Below are 19,649 nucleotides of genomic sequence, written 5' to 3' on the forward strand. Positions count from 1 at the left end.
CTTCATCCTTCATCCTCTTCTCATCTATGCTTATCTGCACAACTTAACGATGGCCGCAACCACTTCATCTATCGTCATATGGGAACTGTCGACCAGCACCGCATCCTCTGCCTGCTTAAGCGGAGCGATTTCCCTGGTGGAATCTCTCTCATCCCGCTCCTTGATGTCGCGCTCGATCTCATCCAGATCGCAGGCAATGCCTTTTTCTGTCAACTCGTCATAACGACGCTTTGCCCTTGTCTCCACGCTGGCAGTCAGGTATATCTTTACATCCGCATCCGGAAGCACGCAGGTACCAATATCCCTGCCATCCATGATCACATCCTGCGTACGGGCAAGGCCTTTCTGCAGTTCCAGCAGTTTCTGTCGGACCTGGGGGATCGCCGAGGTCAGGGAAGCCATCTTGCCAACCTCTTCCTCCCTAAGCCTGTCCGTAATATTCCTGCCGTTCAGGTAGACTTGCTGGAGGCCCTCTTCATAACGGATCGTAACCTCTGCGTCTTTTAAGGCACTTATGATCTTATCCGTCTCTTTTGCCCGGATGCCCTTATCAAGAAAATGAATCGCCATTCCCCGGTACATAGCCCCCGTATCTACATAGATATAACCCTTCTCCTTTGCCACAAGTTTGGCGATAGTGCTCTTTCCTGCTCCAGCCGGACCATCAATCGCAACATTATAACCCATTGTATCTCTCCTCGCTTCTTTTACTCTATACTGCTTCCTGCCGCATATGCGGTAGACCATGCGATCTGCAGGTTGAACCCTCCGGTGAGCGCATCCAGATCCAGTACCTCGCCTGCAAAGTACAGGCCTTTTACCTGCTTTGACTCCATAGTTCCAGGATCAATCTCCCTTGTGCGGATGCCGCCTTTCGTAATAATCGCCTCATTGTAGCCGCGAAGCCCGGTCACCGTCATCGGCAGATGCTTGATTAGATGCACGAAGGCTCGCCGTTCTTCTTTGGAAATGACGTTTACCTTTTTCTCCGGGTCAATTCCGCTTAATTGTATCATAACAGGAATCAATTTGGACGGAAACAGCCTGCCTAACGCGTTCTTAAACTGTTTATTGGCATTAGCCTCAAAGTCCCTGAGCAATCTGTGATCCAGCTGTTCTTCATCTAGCGCCGGCTTTAAGTCTATCTCCAGGCGCATTTCCTGTTCCTTTAGCTTCTTGCCAACATAGCTGCTGGCGCTGATGATAATGGGACCGCTGACCCCGTAATGGGTGAACAGCATCTCGCCGAATTCCCGGTAGACTTCCTTCCTGCCCTGATATAAGGTGGCCGTAACATTTCTGAGGGATAGGCCCTGTAGACTGGATACCCACGGCTCCTTTATCTCCATTGGCACGAGGGAAGGCATGCGCTCCGTAATCCCGTGGCCGTTCTCCTCGGCAAAACGGTAGCCGTCTCCCGTCGATCCGGTGGACTGGTAGGACAGGCCTCCTGTGGCAACGATGCAGGCATCTCCTGTCACCTTCCTGCCTCCGGACAGTTCGATATGGTCAAACCTCCCTTTCCCGGACCGGACGGCTGTCACTTCGGCATGCAGTTCTGCCTTCACGCCAAGGCGCCTCATCTCCTTCTCCATGGCCCTGATGACATCGGAAGAATGGTCGGACGCAGGAAAGACCCTCTCGCCGCGCTCAATCTTAGTCCGAACGCCCAGTCCTTCAAAGAAATCGATGACATCCTGGTTGCTATATCCATAGAAACTGCTGTACAGGAACTTGGAATTGCTGACAATCGATGAAAACAGAGTATCCATATCGCATGCATTGGTAATATTGCATCTTCCCTTCCCCGTAATGAAGAGTTTCTTGCCCAACTTCTCATTTTTCTCAAAGACCAGCACTTCATGGCCGCCTCTTGCAGCCGCAATGGAAGCAAACATGCCGGCTGCGCCTCCTCCTACAATCAAGACCTTACTCATCTTCTTCATCCTCCTGCTCGCCGGGGACGGATAATTCAACCTTATCATTCACCATATTAAGTTCATCCTTGCTGTAAACCTGATATTCATCCCATATCTGCTCAAGGGTCTCAAGCGTAGAGATGACTTCCTTCTGCTTTTTCATGCACAGCGCGACTACCAGGGCATTCACCACACTCAGTGGCGCAACCAGAGAGTCTACGATGGACGCCATATCGCTTCTGGCGATCAGGTTGCAGGAAGAATACAAAGTGATGGGAGAATGCACGCTGTCCGTCAAGGTAATGACCTTGGCCTTGCGGTTGCTGGCAAATTCCAGTGCTTTCAGCGTCCGCATGGAATATCTTGGAAAACTGATTCCGATAATAACATCCTCTTCGCTGATCCGGATGATCTGCTCGAATATCTCGCTGGATCCATTGGTATTGACTACCGTCACGTTCCCGCACACCAGATTCAGGTAAAAACACAGAAAATTAGCCAGCGGGGCGCAGCTTCTGATGCCGATCACATAGATCCTTCCGGCATTGAGAATGGTATCCACCGCAAGTTCAAACACTTCATGATCAATGGAGGCCATGGTCATCTTGATCTTCTCAATATCAGACTGCAGGACGGATGTAAGGATCTCTCCCTGGCTGATCCTGCCATAAGTAACTTCCATGCGCTGGATGGAATTCAGCTTGGTGCGGACCAGTTCTCCCAGGGCCTTCTGAAAGCCCGGATACCCATCATATCCAAGGGCAGTGGCAAAACGGACTACGGTAGATTCGCTGACGCCTACTTCCTCTCCCATCCTGGCCGCCGTCAAAAAAGCCGCCTTGTCGTAGTCTTCCCGAATAAAGTCTGCCAGTTTTTTCTGGCCCTTGCTGAACTTCGGATAGCCTTCATCTATTTTCTTCAACAACTCATTCTTGCTTCCCATATAGCATATTCCTCTTCTCAAATTAACATTGTTTCCATTATATATCCTAATTCCGGGATATTCAAGTAAATTCATGAGTTGTCCATCCTGCAATAATATAAGCCCGGGAGGTAGGGACTGTTATCAGTGACTATCTCCCGGGCCCGGCTTTACGCTTGTCTAAACCGGATAGCTGCCATTCTTCGTATCCGCTATGGTCTGATCCACTTTTGTCTGCTGTGCTTCTCTGTATTTAAAGAAGTCTGTCGCCACCTGCGGGAACAGCGCGTAGGTCAGCACGTCCTCATCCTGCTGGATCCACTGCTCGCACTCTTTGCGCAAGGTGTCTAATTCATCCGGAATCAGGTCTGCCGGACGGCAGGTAATGATTTCCGCATCTTTGCCAAGTACCTTCTCTCTGACCTCTTCATTGAACGGCTTGGCTGTCGCGCCATATTTTCCGCTTAATACGTCTTTTGTCTCTTTGGTTGCCATCTTATATCTCTCGCCCATCAGCACATTGAATACGGCCTGCGTTCCGACGATCTGGGATGACGGGGTAACAAGCGGCGGCTCGCCCAGGTCCTTCCTTACTCTCGGCACTTCTTCCAGAACATCGTAGAACTTGTCTTCCGCACCTTGCTCCTTCAACTGAGAAGTCAGGTTGGAGAGCATTCCTCCAGGAACCTGATAAAGTAATGTCTTGATATTAACGCCCAGGTTCTTTGGATTCAGAAGGCCGCTTTCCAGCGCCTCATCACGGATCGGACGGAAGTAGTCCGCGATCTCTGACAGCAGATTCTGATCAAGGCCTGTATCGTATGGCGTTCCCTTGAAGGTCTCTACCATAACTTCCGTTGCCGGCTGGCTCGTTCCCATTGCAAATGGAGACATGGCCGTATCGATGATATCTGCGCCCGCCTCGATTGCTTTCATGTATGTCATTGCCCCTACGCCTGACGTATAGTGGGTATGCATCTCGATCGGAATATCCACCGCTCCCTTAAGCGCTGTTACCAGCTCGGTTGCCTGGTATGGACACAGGAGGCCTGCCATATCTTTTACACAGATAGAATTGGCACCCATATCCTCTATTCTCTTGGCAAGGTCAACCCAGTACTCCAGCGTATAAGCGTCGCCGAGAGTATAGGACATGGCCACCTGGGCATCTGCCTTCTCTTTATTGGCCGCGCTGACCGCAGTCTGGAGGTTGCGGATATCATTCATACAGTCAAAGATACGGATGATATCAATTCCGTTCGCTACGGATTTCTGAACAAAATATTCTACCACGTCATCCGCGTATGGACGGTAGCCCAGAATATTCTGCCCACGGAAAAGCATCTGCAGCTTCGTATTCTTGAATCCGTCGCGGAACTTGCGGAGTCTGTCCCATGGATCTTCCTTCAGGAAGCGAAGGGATGCGTCAAAAGTAGCGCCGCCCCAGCACTCTACCGCATGATATCCTACCTTATCCATCTTTTCTACGATGGGCAGCATCTGCTCAGTGGTCATACGTGTGGCGATCAATGACTGATGCGCGTCACGCAGGACGGTTTCTGTAATCTTTACCGGTTTTTTCTCTATTTCTGCCATTTTATATCCTCCTAATATTCAACTTTACATTTATATGCCTACGCCAAAGATCGCCATGAATGTACCGGCCGCAACTGCCGTGCCGATAACGCCTGCCACATTTGGCCCCATCGCATGCATCAGAAGGAAGTTGGTCGGATCTGCCTCCGCTCCCACCTTCTGGGATACCCTGGCTGCCATCGGAACCGCAGATACGCCTGCTGAGCCGATCAGCGGGTTTACCTTTCCATGAGTAAAGAAACACATCAGTTTTCCGAACAATACCCCGGCAGCTGTTCCGAATATGAAGGCCGCAAGTCCCAGGGCCACGATCTTGAGCGTATCCCAATTCAGGAATGCCTCCGCGCTCGTGGTAGCGCCCACAGACGTTCCCAGCAGGATTACTACGATGTACATCAATGCATTGGATGCCGTCTCTGTAAGCTGTCTTACCACTCCGGACTCGCGGAACAGGTTGCCAAGCATCAGCATGCCCACCAGCGGAGCCGTCGTAGGAAGGATCGAGCATACCACGATCGTAACGATGATCGGGAAGAGGATTCTCTCCAGTTTGGAAACCGGCCTTAACTGCTCCATCTTTATCTTTCGTTCTTTTTCCGTCGTCAGAAGCTTCATGATCGGCGGCTGAATGATCGGTACCAATGACATATAAGAATATGCCGCAACCGCAATCGGCCCTAATATGGCCGTCTGCTGAAGTTTTCCGGCCAGGAAGATGGATGTCGGCCCGTCCGCTCCTCCTATGATGGAGATTGCCGCTGCCGCTTTATCTGAGAATCCCATTGCCATAGCTCCAAGGTATGCGGCAAAGATTCCAAACTGCGCAGCCGCCCCCAGAAGGAAACTCTTAGGATTCGCAATCAGAGGCCCGAAGTCTGTCATAGCGCCTACGCCAAGGAAGATCAAGGACGGAAGGATCGACCACTCATCCAGAAGATAGAAGTAGTAGAGAAGTCCGCCGGTTCCGTTGGCTGCATCTTCCGCATGCAGCATAATATCCGGATAGATATTAACGAGCAGCATACCAAACGCGATCGGTACCAGGAGCAGAGGTTCAAACCCATGTCTGATTGCCAGGTATAGGAAAAAGCATGCAACCGCAATCATAATTACATTGCCCCATGTAAGACTGAAAAATGCTGTCTGATGCACGAGGTTTCCTAATGTCGTTGTTATATATTCCATTTTTTAACCTCCAGTCGTGTTAGATAGACATAGCCAGACTATGTCCTAGTTTAAAGTAGCCAATATCGCGCCTGATTCTACTGCATCTCCTACAGCTACGTCAATACTTGCTACTGTTCCGTCTTCCGGTGCCACAACTGGGATTTCCATTTTCATTGCTTCAATAATTACGACTGCGTCGCCCTTCTTTACGCTCTGTCCAACGCTTGCTTCCAACTTGAATACTTTGCCGGCTGCTCCTGCCTTTACCTGGATGGAGCCTGCCCCTGCCGCTGGCGCCGCCGCTTTTGGAGCCGCCGGAGCTGCCTTAGGAGCCGCTGCAGGCGCTGCCGCTCTTGGAGCTGCTGGTGCTGCTCCCGCTGCGTTTTCTTCTACTGTTACGTCGTATACGTTGCCATTTACTGTGATTGTATAGTTTTTCATCTTTCTAATCCTCCTGTTTGCTTTATGAATTCCATTTATTCGATGGACGGCGTCTGATGCTGCGCACAATAAATCCATCCGTGCTGGTGCCTTCCGCCGCTGCGATCGCCGCTGAAATTACCGCAATCAACTCTGTATCATCTGTTTCAGAAACCTGGACTTCCGGTACGGCCGCGTCAGCTGCCGGAATGCTTTCCTTCTTAACTTCCGCTGCAGGCTTCTTCTTGAATGCATTTTCAATCGCAGGGATAAATCTGAATAAGGAGATAATCAGTGAAATGAAAATCAATACCACAAACACTGTTCCCATTCCAAGCACCGTATTAAGTCCCGCTTTTTCCAATATCTCGCCTGTCGTATATTCGGCATCGACGGTCATGCTGTCCAGATACAGCCTATCGTCAAATATAAACGTGATCATTGCGTCACGGTCTTTGAACTCTGCCTCTGTCGATACCTTTACTTCCTTGCCGGAAGCTTCATAGGTATAGTCGCCATGGCTCACATAATTGCCGCATTCCTTCACAGCAGCCTTCCATGCATCCATAGCGGAGATAAAACTCCCCGGCTCGATCGGAAGGCCTGCCTGCGTCAGCTGCAGGTTCATGTTGAACTCAGACATGTCGCTCCACTGCTCCATCATGGCATCATCGGCATTGGAGCAATATTCAATCAAGAATTCTGTCACTTGTTCCATGCTGGCTTCATCATATTCAACCGCCTCTTTGCTGCTTCCGCATGCGGTAAAGCAGAGCATCGCTGCAAGTACACAGAGTAATAAGCTAATTTTTTTCCTCACTTTGCCTCACCTCTCTAAACCGTACCATGCTTTTTCATCGGACGGTCTTCTCTTTTTGTGAACAACATCTCGAATGCTCCGATTACATATTTTCTCGTATCCGCCGGCTCGATGATGGTATCCACATATCCTCTTCTTGCTGCAGATAATGGGCTTGACTGCAATTCTTTATATTCTGCCGCTTTTTCCTTAATCGTGTCTGAATCGGAATCAGCGTACATGATCTTGGCCGCAAGAGCGGCTTCCATCATGCCAATCTCGGCATTCGGCCATGCATATACCATATCCGCTCCAATAGATTTGCTATTCATGGCTACATAGGCGCTTCCATAGGATTTTCCGATGATGACATTTACCTTTGGAACTGTCGCATTGGCAAACGCGTACGCAAGTCTTGCCGTATCTTTGGCCAGGTGCTTTTCTTCGTATTTGCCTGCCTTGAATCCAGACACGTTGGTAAGAGTAAGTACGGGAATATTGAAGGCATCGCAGAATGTAATAAAGTCAGCAGCCTTTTCTGCTCCTTTCGCGGACAGGGATCCGTCAAACTCTTCTACGACTTCTGCCTCTTCGTTATATACTTTTGAACGGTTTGCCACCGCGCCTACCGTCATGCCGTTCAGACGGATGAAGCCGGTAACCATATCTTTTGCATAGTGCTTCTTTGCCTCAAAGAAGATCTGGCAGTCGGATATCTGTGTCAAGGCAATAGCCGTATCCTCAGCTGCATTCTCGATTCCTTCGCAGACACGGTTCAAGTCATCCGCGCATTCATCATAAGAAGCATCTTCTTCATTATTACATGGCAGCATGCAGACCAGGGAGCGGATACTCTCAAGAATCTCTTCCTCTGATCCGATATCATCTACAAGGCCAGACTTCTCGCTCTGGAATTCTGCGGAAGACGTGTCCAGTTTAGCAGCCGTATTGCCAGGAATCGCATTGGGCGAATTCACGAATAACTTTCCTGCGTCTTTTTCCATGAACGTAAAATCCGTCAGTGCCGGAATAACAGAGAGTCCTCCTCCACAGGTTCCAAAAATCGCTGTAATCTGCGGAATCACGCCTGAAGCCATGGCCTGCTTCAGATAGAGGCTTCCAAAAGCATCCAGCGCATCCGTTGCTTCCTGGAGCCTTAAGCCGGCACAATCAACAAGGCCTATCACTGGCGCACCCATCTTCATTGCCATATCGTAGATATTCGCAATCTTCTTAGCATGCATCTCGCCGATCGCACCGCCTAATACGGATGCATCCTGGCTGTACACATACACCAAATTCCCATCAATCACTCCATAGCCGGTTATTACGCCGTCAGCCGGAGTTTCTTTTTGTTGCATGTTGAAATCAGTATTTCTGGCAGTTACTGCCCCGCCGATCTCAACAAAGCTGCCTGCATCAAGCAAAGAACTGATTCTTGCGCCTGCTGCATTTTCTGTTGCCATGTTGCCCATAGTCTAGCCCTCCATTTTCTTACATATTTTAAATAGGTTTTTACCAAATATTTTAAAAGTAAAACCAAATTTTTGCCAATTATATTATATCTATTTTTATAAGAAACTGCAATAGTTATTGCTTATTTTTTGTTAAAAAATTGACGTTCCTCTTTCTCCACAACTTTTCGTCAGAACCGTATATATAGCCCTCCTTTATCCCCAAATATATTAGACCCACAAAAACACTTACAGATTTGGAGGATAATAATGGAAACTGCAGTTAGCAAAAAGAAACGGCCCCTTGGCATCTACGTATGTGCCATAGGCTTTACATTCGAACGCTGCGCGTTCTATACAGTCAAATATCTCCTGGCAATCTAGATTGCCACCAATGCCGCTGGAGGCGGCCTGGGACTTACAGATGCAGATGCCTCCCTTGTGGCTGCACTCTTCGTGGCCTTCACTTAGGCCAGTGCTCCCTTCTGTGGATCGTTCTGGTATCCCTTCTGATGTCCATCGGTGAGATGGTATTCTCGCCACTTGGGAATTCCTTTATCACCATGCTGGCGCCGGCCAAAGTCATAGGCGCGCTTCTCGGATTCTGGCCAATTGCCGTATTTTTCGCGACGCTGATCTATCCGAAGCTCTATGCGTACCTTAAGACCGTTCCCTTCCAGATCGGATATGGGATCGTGGCTGCCATCGTCATTGTGATGGGAATCATCCTCTGGCTATTAAGCGGCAGGCTCGATCAGCTGGCTAAGGCAGAATAAAGCGTTATCCATTGACTACACAGAAAAAAGGCCGTTAAGCGGCCTTTTTATTTTCGCTATTTCTGGTTTCGAAACTGCATAGGAGTCATATTGTATGCTTTCTTAAACAGGCGGTTAAAATGTTCCACGTTCTGGTAGCCCACGGACAGCGCGATATTTTCTACCGTCATGTTGCTGCTCTTTAACAACGCTTTCGCCTTCTTCATCCGGATCTTCTTTACCAATTCGCCAAATGTCATTCCTGATTTTTCCTTGATGTATTTTGACAGATATGGCTTTGACAGGAAGAACTTCTCCGCAAGGTCATCCAGGGTAATGTCAATATAATTTGCCTGGATATAGTTCATGATCTCAATCATTCTCGCATCCTTGCAGGCATCTGCATTTCCAATCTCCTCGATCTTATTCACCGCCACGATCAGCGCTTCAATAGATGCCCGAATGATATCGGCATCTATTCCTACTCCCCAGAAGGTCTTGCCTTTGCAGATAATGCCCACATAGGCCACTGCCTTGGAGGAAGAGCCTTTTGTCAAGGAGTGTTCCTCGTAGAATGTCAGTTCATAACTGATATTAAAGTACTGCTTGATGGCGTTGCTTACTGCGTCCAGGCGTCCATTTCCCATGGCAGTAATGGCTCTGCTCTCCCCTCCATGGTTGATCGTAACTTCCGCCGTAATGCCATCCAGCTGCTGGAAGTGACATTCATCAATATGGAACACCGGCTTTGTATTAATGTAATTATCAGAGAATATCTGGTATACCCATTCTGGGGCAAGTTCCTTATGCGCCTTGTCGGATACATCTTTTACAAGATATCCTACCTCCTCGCGCATCTGCTGCGGGAGATTGATTCCATGGCTCTGCTTCAGGATGTAGTTCACGCCGCCTTTTCCAGACTGGCTATTAATACGGATGACGTCGGAATCGTATTTTCTCCCCACATCCTGCGGATCGATCGGAAGATACGGAACCGTCCATTTGTCACGCCGCTTATCCTCTCTCCATGCCATTCCCTTGGCGATGGCATCCTGGTGGGAGCCGGAGAATGCGGTAAATACCAAGTCTCCCGCATAAGGCTGCCGTTCATATACATGCATGCGGGTCAGCCGTTCATAGGTCTCCCGGATGCGTTTCATATCCGAGAAATCGAGTCCGGGATCCACGCCGTGGGAATACATATTAAGAGCCAGCGTTACGATATCCACGTTTCCGGTCCGTTCGCCGTTGCCGAACAAGGTCCCTTCGATCCGGTCCGCTCCTGCCAGAATACCAAGTTCCGCAGTCGCGACGCCGCAGCCCCTGTCATTATGCGGATGCAGGCAGAGAATCACGTTGTCGCGGTAATTCAGATTCTTATCCACATATTCCAGCTGGCAGGCAAACACATGCGGCATCGCATTCTCGACCGTCGTCGGAATATTGATGATCGCCTTATTATCTGCCGTAGGCTTCCATACATCCAGCACCGCATTGCAGACATCCACCGCATAGTCGACTTCCGTACCCGGAAAACTCTCCGGGCTGTACTGGAAGGTGAAGTTCCCATCCGTCTCGGATGCAAGTTCCAGCAGCAGTTTTGCGCCGTCCACCGCGATCTTCTTAATCTCTTCTTTGCTCTTTTTAAATACCTGCTCTCTCTGAGCTACGGACGTGGAGTTATATAAATGGATGACCGCATGGGGCGCTCCCTTGACCGCTTCAAAGGTTTTCTTGATAATATGCTCTCTCGCCTGCGTAAGTACCTGTACCGTCACATCATCCGGTATCATGTTCTTTTCAATCAACGTACGCATAAACTGGTACTCCGTCTCGGATGCAGCCGGGAATCCCACCTCGATCTCCTTAAATCCGATATCCACCAGCAGCTGGAAAAACTCCAATTTTTCTTCCAAACTCATTGGCTCTATCAAAGCCTGGTTGCCATCCCGCAAGTCTACGCTGCACCAGATCGGCGGCTTCTCTATAGAGTCCTTCCTTGCCCAATCGTAAGTAGCAACCGGAGGCATAAAATACGATTTCTCATACTTCTGATAATTTTTCATGTGATTTTCCTCTCCTTCTATCATTATTTTGAATAATAATCATCAATTTTATTGTCGTTTTTTAATACCCCCTTATCCTAACATATGAATAAGAAAAAGGAAAGTGACATTTTTAATCACTTTCCTTGATCTATTTTATTCCGTTTTCTCTGCTGCTTAATTGGCTTCCAGCGAACGTTTCTTTGTAATGGTTACCTTCTCCTCGTAGCAGCTGAAGATATCCTCTACCCGATCCTTCTTAAGTTTTGGCGTTACTACGCTGACCACCGGCACTACCACCAGTCCTGCGATCATAGCGATGGCCCCTGCATTGATTGGGGATGCAATATAGTGCAGGAACATATTGGATACGGTAATGCCTACGCCGGCAATAAAACTGGCCCATACCGCAGCCCTTGTCACACCCCTCCAGTACAGCCCATACAGGAACGGCGCAAGGAACGCGCCAGCCAAAGCCCCCCATGAGATCCCCATCAGCTGGGCGATAAAGGTTGGCGGATCCAATGCGATCACTACGGAAACCACAATGAAGAATACGATCAGCACCTGCATGGTCCGCACTTGCTTCTTCTCGCTTATATCCTTGATCACATTATCCTTCAGGAAGTCCAGCGTAAGCGTAGAGCTGGACGTCAGTACCAGGGATGCCAGCGTGGACATCGAAGCCGACAGCACCAGCACCACGACGATGCCGATCAGAATATCCGGCAGGGATGACAGCATATGTGGGATAATCCTGTCAAACACCACATTCCCTGTCTCATCATAGATCGCCTTGCCGTCAAACAGGCGTCCAAATCCTCCCAGAAAGTAACTTCCACCGGCAACCACACAGGCAAATAGAGTCGAGATCACCGTTCCTGTATTGATCGCCTTCTCGTCCTTAATGGCATAGAATTTCCCGATCATCTGAGGAAGTCCCCAGGTACCCAGGGAAGTAAGTATCACCACGCCCAGCAGGTTCAGAGGATCTGGTCCGAAAAAAGAAGTAAATGCGCCCGGCTGTCCCATGGTGACCGGAACATCGCTGGGAAGTTCCGCCATCTTCCTTACCGCATCGATGAAGCCTCCCTGCCCGCTAAGCACGGCGGCAATCACAGCCACAATGCCAATCAGCATAATGATTCCTTGTATAAAATCGTTGATCGCCGTTGCCATGTATCCTCCAAGAATTACATAAATCCCTGTAAATACGGCCATTACTACTACGCAGTATGTATAAGGTATGTCAAAGGCCATCTCAAACAATCTGGAGAGCCCGTTATAGATAGATGCCGTGTAAGGCACCAGGAACACGAATACGATGGCGGACGCCATAATTTTAAGCGCCTTGCTTCCATATCTTTCACCAAAGAAGTCCGGCATCGTCTTAGACTTCAGGTGCTGGCTCATAACCTTAGTACGGCGCCCCAGCACGACCCACGCCAGCAGACTCCCCAGCACGGCATTCCCAATCCCAATCCAGGTAGATGCCAAGCCATACTTCCATCCAAACTGTCCGGCATATCCGACAAACACAACCGCAGAGAAATATGAAGTACCATAAGCAAATGCTGTGAGCCACGGCCCAACAGAACGCCCTCCCAGCACGAATCCGTCTACGCTTCTTGCATGCTTCCTTGAATAAAGCCCTACCGCCACCATAACAACAAAAAATACAATCAGCAGCATCAACTTAATACCCATAATCTTTCCCTCACCTTTCATTCCAGTCTATTCGCCGCTTTAAACCGTTGCGCTTTAAAGCACTAAAGTTTAATGCCTACTTAGAATACCACACCCCAATCCCCCCTGTCAATACCAAATTAACTATTCTCCTCAGATTTCCTCCAATTGAATTTCCTGGAGGCTGTAGAGGTCAGGTCTTAGGAGGATGCACCCCGGCCTATTTTCGTCGAACAAGCCTTGAACTTTGTTACTGAAAATACAGCCCAAATATAGAATGGGGATTTTGCATCAGGCAAAATCCCCAAGAGCCTCTGAGATGGGAAATAATCAAAATTTCCTATCGAATAGACTCGGTTTCTATATTTAGGCTGTATTTGAAATTACAAAGTTCTGGCGAAGAGAGTCGAAGGCAGGCCGGGGTGCACCCTCCTAAGACCGTCCATCTACCGTCTCCCCCAATTCAATCGCCAAAATATTACTTCATCTTCTCCACCCGCTCCTGGATCGTCTTATTGAAATTCTCCACCCTGCGGCTGTAAGTATCATTCATAAACTTGGAATTCAGCATAAAGTCCGCGGTAGCCAGGTTGTTGGCAATCGGGATGTCATATACGACTGCGATTCTAAGCAGAGCCTTGACATCCGGGTCGTGAGGCTGGGCCTCAAGAGGATCCCACAGGAAGATCATGAAGTCAATCTGGCCTTCCACGATCTTGGCGCCAATCTGCTGGTCGCCGCCCAGCGGGCCGCTGTTGTATCCTTTGACCGGGAGGCCTGTCCTCTCCGCGATCAGTCTGGCCGTGGTGCCGGTTCCGCACAGAAAGTGGCTTTTTAGCACATCCTTATTCTTGTCGCACCAGTCTACCAGTTCCTTTTTCTTGCCATCGTGGGCTACCAGTGCAATATGCTTTGCTTTGCCTATTTCAAATGTTACATAATTATCTTCTAACATGTTATCACTCCTTTCATCGTGTACGTCTCTATCTTACTATACTTTCCCGGGCATTACAAGAACAGCGCCTCTTAGGCCTGGGATTCCTCATAGTATTTCATCAGGGCCTGGGTGCCCAGATCCCCGTAGCCTTCTGCCTCCAGTTCTTCATAGTTGGCCAGCACCTGGCTTAATACATCCAGGCTTAACTCGCTCATATTGGCTTCTGTAAGAGCCAGCTTCATATCTTTGATAAAATGCTTCATGAAGAAGCCTGGCGCATAATCCTCAGCCAGTATCTTCGGTCCGAAGATATCCAGCTGCTTGCTTCCCGCCGCCCCTGTAGAGACGGATCTAAGGACGGTTGGAAGATCCAGCCCCTTGGCTTTTGCATAGGTAATAGCCTCGCACACGCCGGAAAGGGTTCCCGCAATCATGATCTGATTGGCAAGTTTGGCATGTTGGCCGCAGCCCGCCTCTCCTTGATAGTTGATATTCGTGCCCATTGCCTCAAATAAGGGCCGGCAGGCTTCGTAATCTTCCCTCCGGCCGCCTGCCAATATGGACAAGGTTCCGGCCTTTGCTCCGGTATCCCCGCCGGTTACCGGGGCATCCAGCACATGGAATCCCTTTTTCGTCCCTGCTTCATATATCTTCTGCGCCAGCATCGGGCTGGTGGTCGTCATATCAATCAGGTAGGTCCCTTCCCTCGCGCTGTCTAAGATATTGCCTTCGTCAAAATAGACTTCTTCCACATCTTTCGGGAATCCGACTATGGTAATCACTGCCTCGCAATCTTTAACACATTCGCTGATCGATTCATGAAAGGCTGCCCCTTCGCTGATTACATCTTCCACCTTTGACTTGGTGCGGGCATAGATATGCAGTTCAAAGCCTGCCTTCATCAAATTTCTCACCATAGACTTGCCCATAATGCCTACGCCGATAAATCCTATTTTCTTCATCTGATATCCTCCTGTCCGAAAGGACGCTTATCTTATATCTTCTCCACTACTTCTCCCTGCTTCTTGTATATGCTCCCGGCCGGAACGTAGCCTCTTACGCTGGAAAGCGGATAGATATTGGTGCACTTCCCGACCACGCTTCCCGGATTGAGGACGGTTCCGCATCCGACTTCCACCTCATCCCCCAGCATAGCTCCGAATTTCTTGATTCCCGTCTCGATATTTCCATCCGGAGTCTTTAGAACTACCAGTTTCTTGTCTGATTTTACATTGGATGTGATGGAGCCTGCGCCCATATGGGCCTTATATCCCAGAATGGAATCTCCTACATAATTATAATGGGGAACCTGCACCTTATTGAACAGGACCACATTCTTAAGTTCTGTAGAATTTCCCACAACGGCGCCTTCGCCGACAATGGCATTTCCACGGATAAAAGCGCAATGCCTGACTTCCGCGTCCTTGCCGATGATTGCCGGGCCATGGATATATGCAGACTCAAATACCTTGGCTGACTTGGCGATCCACACATCTTCTCCCACCTTGTCGTATTCATCTTCCGGCAGGGCGGCCCCCAGTTCCAGGATGAAGCTGCTGATCTTCGGAAGCACCTCCCAGGGATACTCTACCCCTTCAAACAAGTCCTTTGCGATGGTTTCCTCAAGTGTGTACAAGCTGGCTACTGTTAATTCCTTCATGCTGCTTTTGTCTCCTCTCTGCTATTTAGATTCTTTCTTTGCTGCCTTCTTTGCCTGCGCCGGCTTCTTGTAAAACTGCGCGGTCCTGTCGTAGCAGGAGCGCAGCTGGCTCTGGTTATACAGGCCCTTGACCCCCTGGGTCCTGCTTACGATAAAATGCCTGAGTTTTTCCATATATTCATCCGGCGTGATCTCTCCTTCTGCAACGTATGTAAGCCCTTTCTCCCAACTGGCTGTCAGTTCCGGGTTCAGAAGCGACCGAATGGAGTTCTCCACCACGTCAAAGATCATCTCTCCCAGCATGGTAGGCGTCACAATCTGCGTCTTCTTATTCAAGGCAAGATATTTGTTATGGAAGAGTTTCTTTAAGATCTCGCCTCTGGTGGCGCTGGTTCCGATGCCGCTTCCTTTGATCTGGGCGCGCAGTTCCTCATCCTCGATCAGCTGCCCCGCATTCTCCATTGCCAGAATCAGCGATCCTGAATTGTAACGCTTCGGCGGCGACGTCTTCCCTTCTTTAATATCTAATGACTGGACCTGGAGAATCATGCCCTTTTTTAGGGCCTGTATTTTCTCAAAAAATGCCGTGTCCGTATCCTTTTCTCCGTTTTCCTCTTCTGCCTCCGCTTCGCTTTTCTTTGCCTGGGGAAGTCCTGCCACTTTCAGGTATCCTTCTTCTGCCAGCACCTTAAAATTGGAGAAAAAGGATTCTTCCTTGATCCCGGTCACAATGGCCACCTTCTGATAGACGGCCGGAGGATAGAAGATGCAAAGGAAACGCTTCACGACTACGTCATAGACCTGGCTGGCCAGATGGTTCAGAGAGCCCAGGGCATTAATGCCCTGGCCCGTAGGAATGATCGCGTAATGGTCGGTAATCTGCTTATCATTGACATATCTGGTCTTTTCAAGGCCCTTGTGGCTTCCCAGGGCCACAATATCCTGAAGGAACGGTACGGCCGGCCCATACTTCATAAGCCCATTCAGATTCTTATGGATCTCTTTTGCCACTGCCGTTGACAAGACTCTGGCATCCGTCCTGGGATAGGTGACCAGTTTCTTCTCGTACAATTCCTGTACGATGCGAAGCGTCTCGTCCGGACTGATCTTAAAACGCTTGGAACATTCATTCTGAAGTTCCGCCAGGTTAAATAAAAGCGGCGGGTTCTTCTTTTCCTTCTTCTTCTCAATGGATACGATCTGGCACTGGATGGGCTTCGGATCACTCAGATACGTGATCAGCTGTTCTGCTTTCTCCCGTTCTTTAAAGCCGTTTTCTTTGTAGAGGTCAAACGATTCAAACCATTTTGATCCCTTTACGGCCCTCCATTCTCCCTCAAAACTCTGCCCCGTCTCGCCAATCGTGCTGATCACCCGGTAGAATGGCGTCTCCACGAATTCTCTGATCTCCCGCTCTCTTCTGACCACCATGCCAAGGACGCAGGTCATGACCCGGCCCACAGAGACGACGGAATAATTGGTATGAAGATAATTGGAAATGCTGTTCCCATACTTCAAGGTAAGGAGCCTTGAAAAATTAATTCCCATCAGGTAATCTTCCTTTGCCCTCAGATATGCGGAAGCTGAAAGATTATCATATTCATCCAGGTTTTTTGCCTCCCGGATTCCCCTTAATATCTCCTCCTCGGTCTGAGAGTCGATCCAGACTCTCCTTCGCTCTTTACCATGGACTCCTGCCTGCTGCTCCACCAGACGGTAGATATACTCTCCCTCTCGTCCCGAGTCGGTGCACACGTAGATGGTGTCCACGTCTTCCCTGTTTAAAAGTCCGGCAACGATCCGAAACTGCTTGGACACTGCCGGAATCACTTCATATTTGAATTCCTCCGGTATAAAAGGCAGAGTCTCCAAACTCCACCTTTTCAGATTTGCATCATATTCTTCCGGATAGCTCATCGTTACCAGATGCCCTACGCACCAGGTAATGATGGCTTCCTCTGACTCCAGGTATCCGTCTGCTCTTCTTGTCTTTATCTTCAGTGCCTTGGCAAATTCCTGTGCCACACTGGGTTTCTCAGCAATATAAAGTGATTTCCCCATAAATATAATCTAACTCCTTTATCTCTTAAAGAACGCTCTGAGCCACGCTCCAATCGACTTTTCCTTTACAGGCGCGCTTCGCTTTGCGTGGATTGCTTCTTCCATGAACACTGCCTGCGAATCGATTGGCGGCTTTTCCTCGTCTTTCTTGCAAAACGTGCCGTCGCTTTGAAGCACTCTTGCCTTCACATTGTCACTAAGCATGACCCTCATATAGTGGTTGATCTGGCGCCTGATAATCTCATCAAGCACCGGGCATGCCACTTCGACGCGTTTCTCCGTATTTCTCGTCATCATGTCCGCAGAACCGATATAGATCTTCTGCTCTACGCCAGTACCGAAACTGAAGATACGCGGATGTTCCAGAAAGCGTCCTACCACGCTCATGACTCTTAAGTTGTCCGTGTATCCCGGTACTCCTGGAAGTATACAGCAGATTCCCCTTACAATCAAGTCTACTTTTACTCCCGCCTGGGATGCCCTTGCCAATTTCTCAATAAAATCCACATCCGTCAGCGAATTCATCTTCATCACGATACGGCCGGACGTTCCCTTGCGGATCTCCTCGTCCATAAGATAGAGCACCTTCTGCTTCAGGCTTGTGGGCGACACGATCAGGTGATCATAGATTCCATTCAGGTTGCCTATGGACATATTCTTGAAGAATTCCGCCGCATCCTTTCCGATCGTCTTGCTGCCCGTCATCAGGCACAGGTCCGTATAAAGAGCCGCCGTCTTCTCATTATAATTGCCGGTACCTATTTGGGTGATATACTGGATCTCATTCCGGTTGCGGTATGTGATCAGACAGATCTTTGAATGCACCTTATATCCCTCAAATCCATAGATGACCCTGCATCCTGCCTCCTCCATCCGCTCAGACCAGTCGATGTTATTCTGCTCGTCGAATCTTGCCCGAAGCTCGATCAGCACCGTCACCTCTTTTCCATTCTCTGCCGCGGCACATAGATATTCTACCAGCCTGGCCTTCTTAGCCAGCCGGTATATGGTAATCTTGATGGTCAGCACATTCGGATCTGTGGACGCCTCCTTGATCAGGCGCAGGAAGGGATTCATGCTCTCATACGGATAGAACAGCAGGATATCGTTCTTTTTCACCTGCTTCATGACGCTGCCTTCCTGCACATGGGCGGAATTCTGTGGTGAAAATGGGGAATAGATCAGGGAGCGCTTCATGGAATCCGGCAGATTCCCGCTGATCGCAAACACATAATCCAGCTTCATCGGCATCTTGGTCCTGAACACCTGGTTCGGCTTGATGTTGAACTTGTCGCAGAAATACTTTTCCATATCCGGGCTGAACTTTTCTGCCACCTCCAGACGCACCACCGCCATCCTGCGGCGCTTATGCAGCGTCTCCTTCATAAGATAGCGGAAGTCGTCGCTGACTTCCAGCGCTTCATCGTCCGGCGCGATATCCGCATTCCTGGTTACGCAGATGTAATTGACATCCGACACTTCATACTGTCCGAACACGATATCTACGTATTCCATCAGTACTTTTTCCATACGGATATAACGGATATCATGGCCCGGAAGATAGAGGATATCGGAGACAAATTCGGGTACCGGGACAATGCCAAGCATCGTCTTTTCCTTGATCTTGTCCTTATATCTGAGGCTGGCGGTCACATACAGCGCCTTATTAAGCAGGTGGGGAAACGGATGGTTCGCATCCACGATCTGCGGAGATAGAATGGGAAGAATCTGCTCCTTAAAGTATTTTTTCACGTATTTCTTCTCGGACTGCTCCAGTTCTTTAAAATCCAGTCCGCATACGCCATATGGATGCAGCTGCTTCTTAATGTCTGCATAAGTCTTGTCCCGCTCTTTGTAGAGAGGGGCTACTGCTTCGAATATCTTATCCAGCTGCTCCCTTGGAGTCATGCCGGAACGGCTGTCCACTGTGTTCGCATCCGTCTGCGCCATGTCGAATAGGCTTCCGACGCGGATCATAAAGAATTCATCCAGATTACTGGTGAATATCGCGACAAATTTCATCCGCTCCAGAAGCGGAACTGTCGGATCCTGCGCCTCCTCCAGAACCCTCTGGTTGAACTTAAGCCATGACAGTTCCCTGTTCTGCGTATAGTTTAAGATATCTTCCTTCATAATTTACACCCTCTTTTCCTATCATCTCATTCGTATGCCTCTATCATACCAGACAACAGGCTCTCCTTTATTAGATATAAGTTAAACTTTGGTAA

16 protein-coding genes are annotated in these 19,649 nt (G+C 49.1%); 1 reads left to right on the forward strand and 15 read right to left on the reverse strand.

The window, feature by feature from the left end; all coding sequences use genetic code 11:
- Positions 1-30 precede the first annotated feature (30 nt).
- The 8 genes from cmk to HDCHBGLK_RS16165 all read right to left on the reverse strand — a co-directional run bounded on the left by cmk (position 31) and on the right by HDCHBGLK_RS16165 (position 8,298).
- Positions 31-687, reverse strand: coding sequence for a (d)CMP kinase (gene cmk, locus HDCHBGLK_RS16130; protein WP_004606720.1), 657 nt, complete (start codon positions 685-687; stop codon positions 31-33).
- 20 nt (positions 688-707) lie between these two features.
- Complete coding sequence (locus tag HDCHBGLK_RS16135) at positions 708-1,937, reverse strand: BaiN/RdsA family NAD(P)/FAD-dependent oxidoreductase (RefSeq protein WP_009249288.1); 1,230 nt, start codon at positions 1,935-1,937, stop codon at positions 708-710.
- Positions 1,930-2,862, reverse strand: a complete 933-nt coding sequence (locus HDCHBGLK_RS16140; protein ID WP_004606718.1) for a MurR/RpiR family transcriptional regulator — start codon at positions 2,860-2,862, stop codon at positions 1,930-1,932. Before HDCHBGLK_RS16140 ends, HDCHBGLK_RS16135 begins: the two co-directional genes overlap by 8 nt.
- A gap of 159 nt (positions 2,863-3,021) precedes the next feature.
- On the reverse strand, positions 3,022-4,437 hold the full coding sequence (locus HDCHBGLK_RS16145) for an oxaloacetate decarboxylase subunit alpha (protein ID WP_004606717.1): 1,416 nt from the start codon (positions 4,435-4,437) through the stop codon (positions 3,022-3,024).
- A 30-nt stretch (positions 4,438-4,467) separates the two neighbouring features.
- Complete coding sequence (locus tag HDCHBGLK_RS16150; protein ID WP_004606716.1) at positions 4,468-5,622, reverse strand: sodium ion-translocating decarboxylase subunit beta; 1,155 nt, start codon at positions 5,620-5,622, stop codon at positions 4,468-4,470.
- A 45-nt stretch (positions 5,623-5,667) separates the two neighbouring features.
- Positions 5,668-6,045, reverse strand: a complete 378-nt coding sequence (locus HDCHBGLK_RS16155) for a biotin/lipoyl-containing protein (RefSeq protein WP_004606715.1) — start codon at positions 6,043-6,045, stop codon at positions 5,668-5,670.
- Between the two features lie 22 nt (positions 6,046-6,067).
- Positions 6,068-6,844, reverse strand: a complete 777-nt coding sequence (locus tag HDCHBGLK_RS16160; RefSeq protein ID WP_039909659.1) for an OadG family transporter subunit — start codon at positions 6,842-6,844, stop codon at positions 6,068-6,070.
- 14 nt (positions 6,845-6,858) lie between these two features.
- Positions 6,859-8,298 carry an acyl-CoA carboxylase subunit beta gene (locus HDCHBGLK_RS16165; protein ID WP_004606713.1) on the reverse strand — a complete coding sequence of 480 codons (1,440 nt, stop codon included), beginning with the start codon at positions 8,296-8,298 and terminating at the stop codon, positions 6,859-6,861.
- Between the two features lie 491 nt (positions 8,299-8,789).
- Here HDCHBGLK_RS16165 and HDCHBGLK_RS16170 point away from each other — a divergent pair, with 491 nt between their 5' ends.
- Complete coding sequence (locus HDCHBGLK_RS16170) at positions 8,790-9,053, forward strand: hypothetical protein (RefSeq protein ID WP_004606711.1); 264 nt, start codon at positions 8,790-8,792, stop codon at positions 9,051-9,053.
- 56 nt (positions 9,054-9,109) lie between these two features.
- On the opposite strand, the gene HDCHBGLK_RS16175 is transcribed toward HDCHBGLK_RS16170, so the two are convergent.
- The 7 genes from HDCHBGLK_RS16175 to ppk1 form a co-directional block, all read right to left on the reverse strand.
- Positions 9,110-11,098, reverse strand: a complete 1,989-nt coding sequence (locus tag HDCHBGLK_RS16175) for a 2-isopropylmalate synthase (RefSeq protein WP_009249292.1) — start codon at positions 11,096-11,098, stop codon at positions 9,110-9,112.
- A gap of 156 nt (positions 11,099-11,254) precedes the next feature.
- The gene (locus HDCHBGLK_RS16180; RefSeq protein ID WP_039909671.1) at positions 11,255-12,784 is read right to left on the reverse strand and encodes a sodium:solute symporter family transporter; all 1,530 of its coding nucleotides are present in this window, start codon (positions 12,782-12,784) and stop codon (positions 11,255-11,257) included.
- 457 nt (positions 12,785-13,241) lie between these two features.
- Complete coding sequence (locus HDCHBGLK_RS16185) at positions 13,242-13,718, reverse strand: methylglyoxal synthase (RefSeq protein ID WP_004606708.1); 477 nt, start codon at positions 13,716-13,718, stop codon at positions 13,242-13,244.
- A 71-nt stretch (positions 13,719-13,789) separates the two neighbouring features.
- Positions 13,790-14,662 carry an NAD(P)-dependent oxidoreductase gene (locus tag HDCHBGLK_RS16190; RefSeq protein WP_004606707.1) on the reverse strand — a complete coding sequence of 291 codons (873 nt, stop codon included), beginning with the start codon at positions 14,660-14,662 and terminating at the stop codon, positions 13,790-13,792.
- 32 nt (positions 14,663-14,694) lie between these two features.
- Complete coding sequence (locus HDCHBGLK_RS16195) at positions 14,695-15,360, reverse strand: LbetaH domain-containing protein (protein ID WP_004606706.1); 666 nt, start codon at positions 15,358-15,360, stop codon at positions 14,695-14,697.
- A gap of 21 nt (positions 15,361-15,381) precedes the next feature.
- The gene (locus HDCHBGLK_RS16200; RefSeq protein ID WP_004606705.1) at positions 15,382-17,421 is read right to left on the reverse strand and encodes a DNA topoisomerase; all 2,040 of its coding nucleotides are present in this window, start codon (positions 17,419-17,421) and stop codon (positions 15,382-15,384) included.
- Positions 17,422-17,439: 18 nt separating this feature from the next.
- Positions 17,440-19,554, reverse strand: coding sequence for a polyphosphate kinase 1 (ppk1, locus tag HDCHBGLK_RS16205; RefSeq protein WP_004606704.1), 2,115 nt, complete (start codon positions 19,552-19,554; stop codon positions 17,440-17,442).
- Between the last annotated feature and the right edge of the window lie 95 nt (positions 19,555-19,649).

It is taken from the genome of [Clostridium] scindens ATCC 35704, assembly GCF_004295125.1.
GTDB lineage: Bacteria > Bacillota > Clostridia > Lachnospirales > Lachnospiraceae > Clostridium_AP > Clostridium_AP scindens.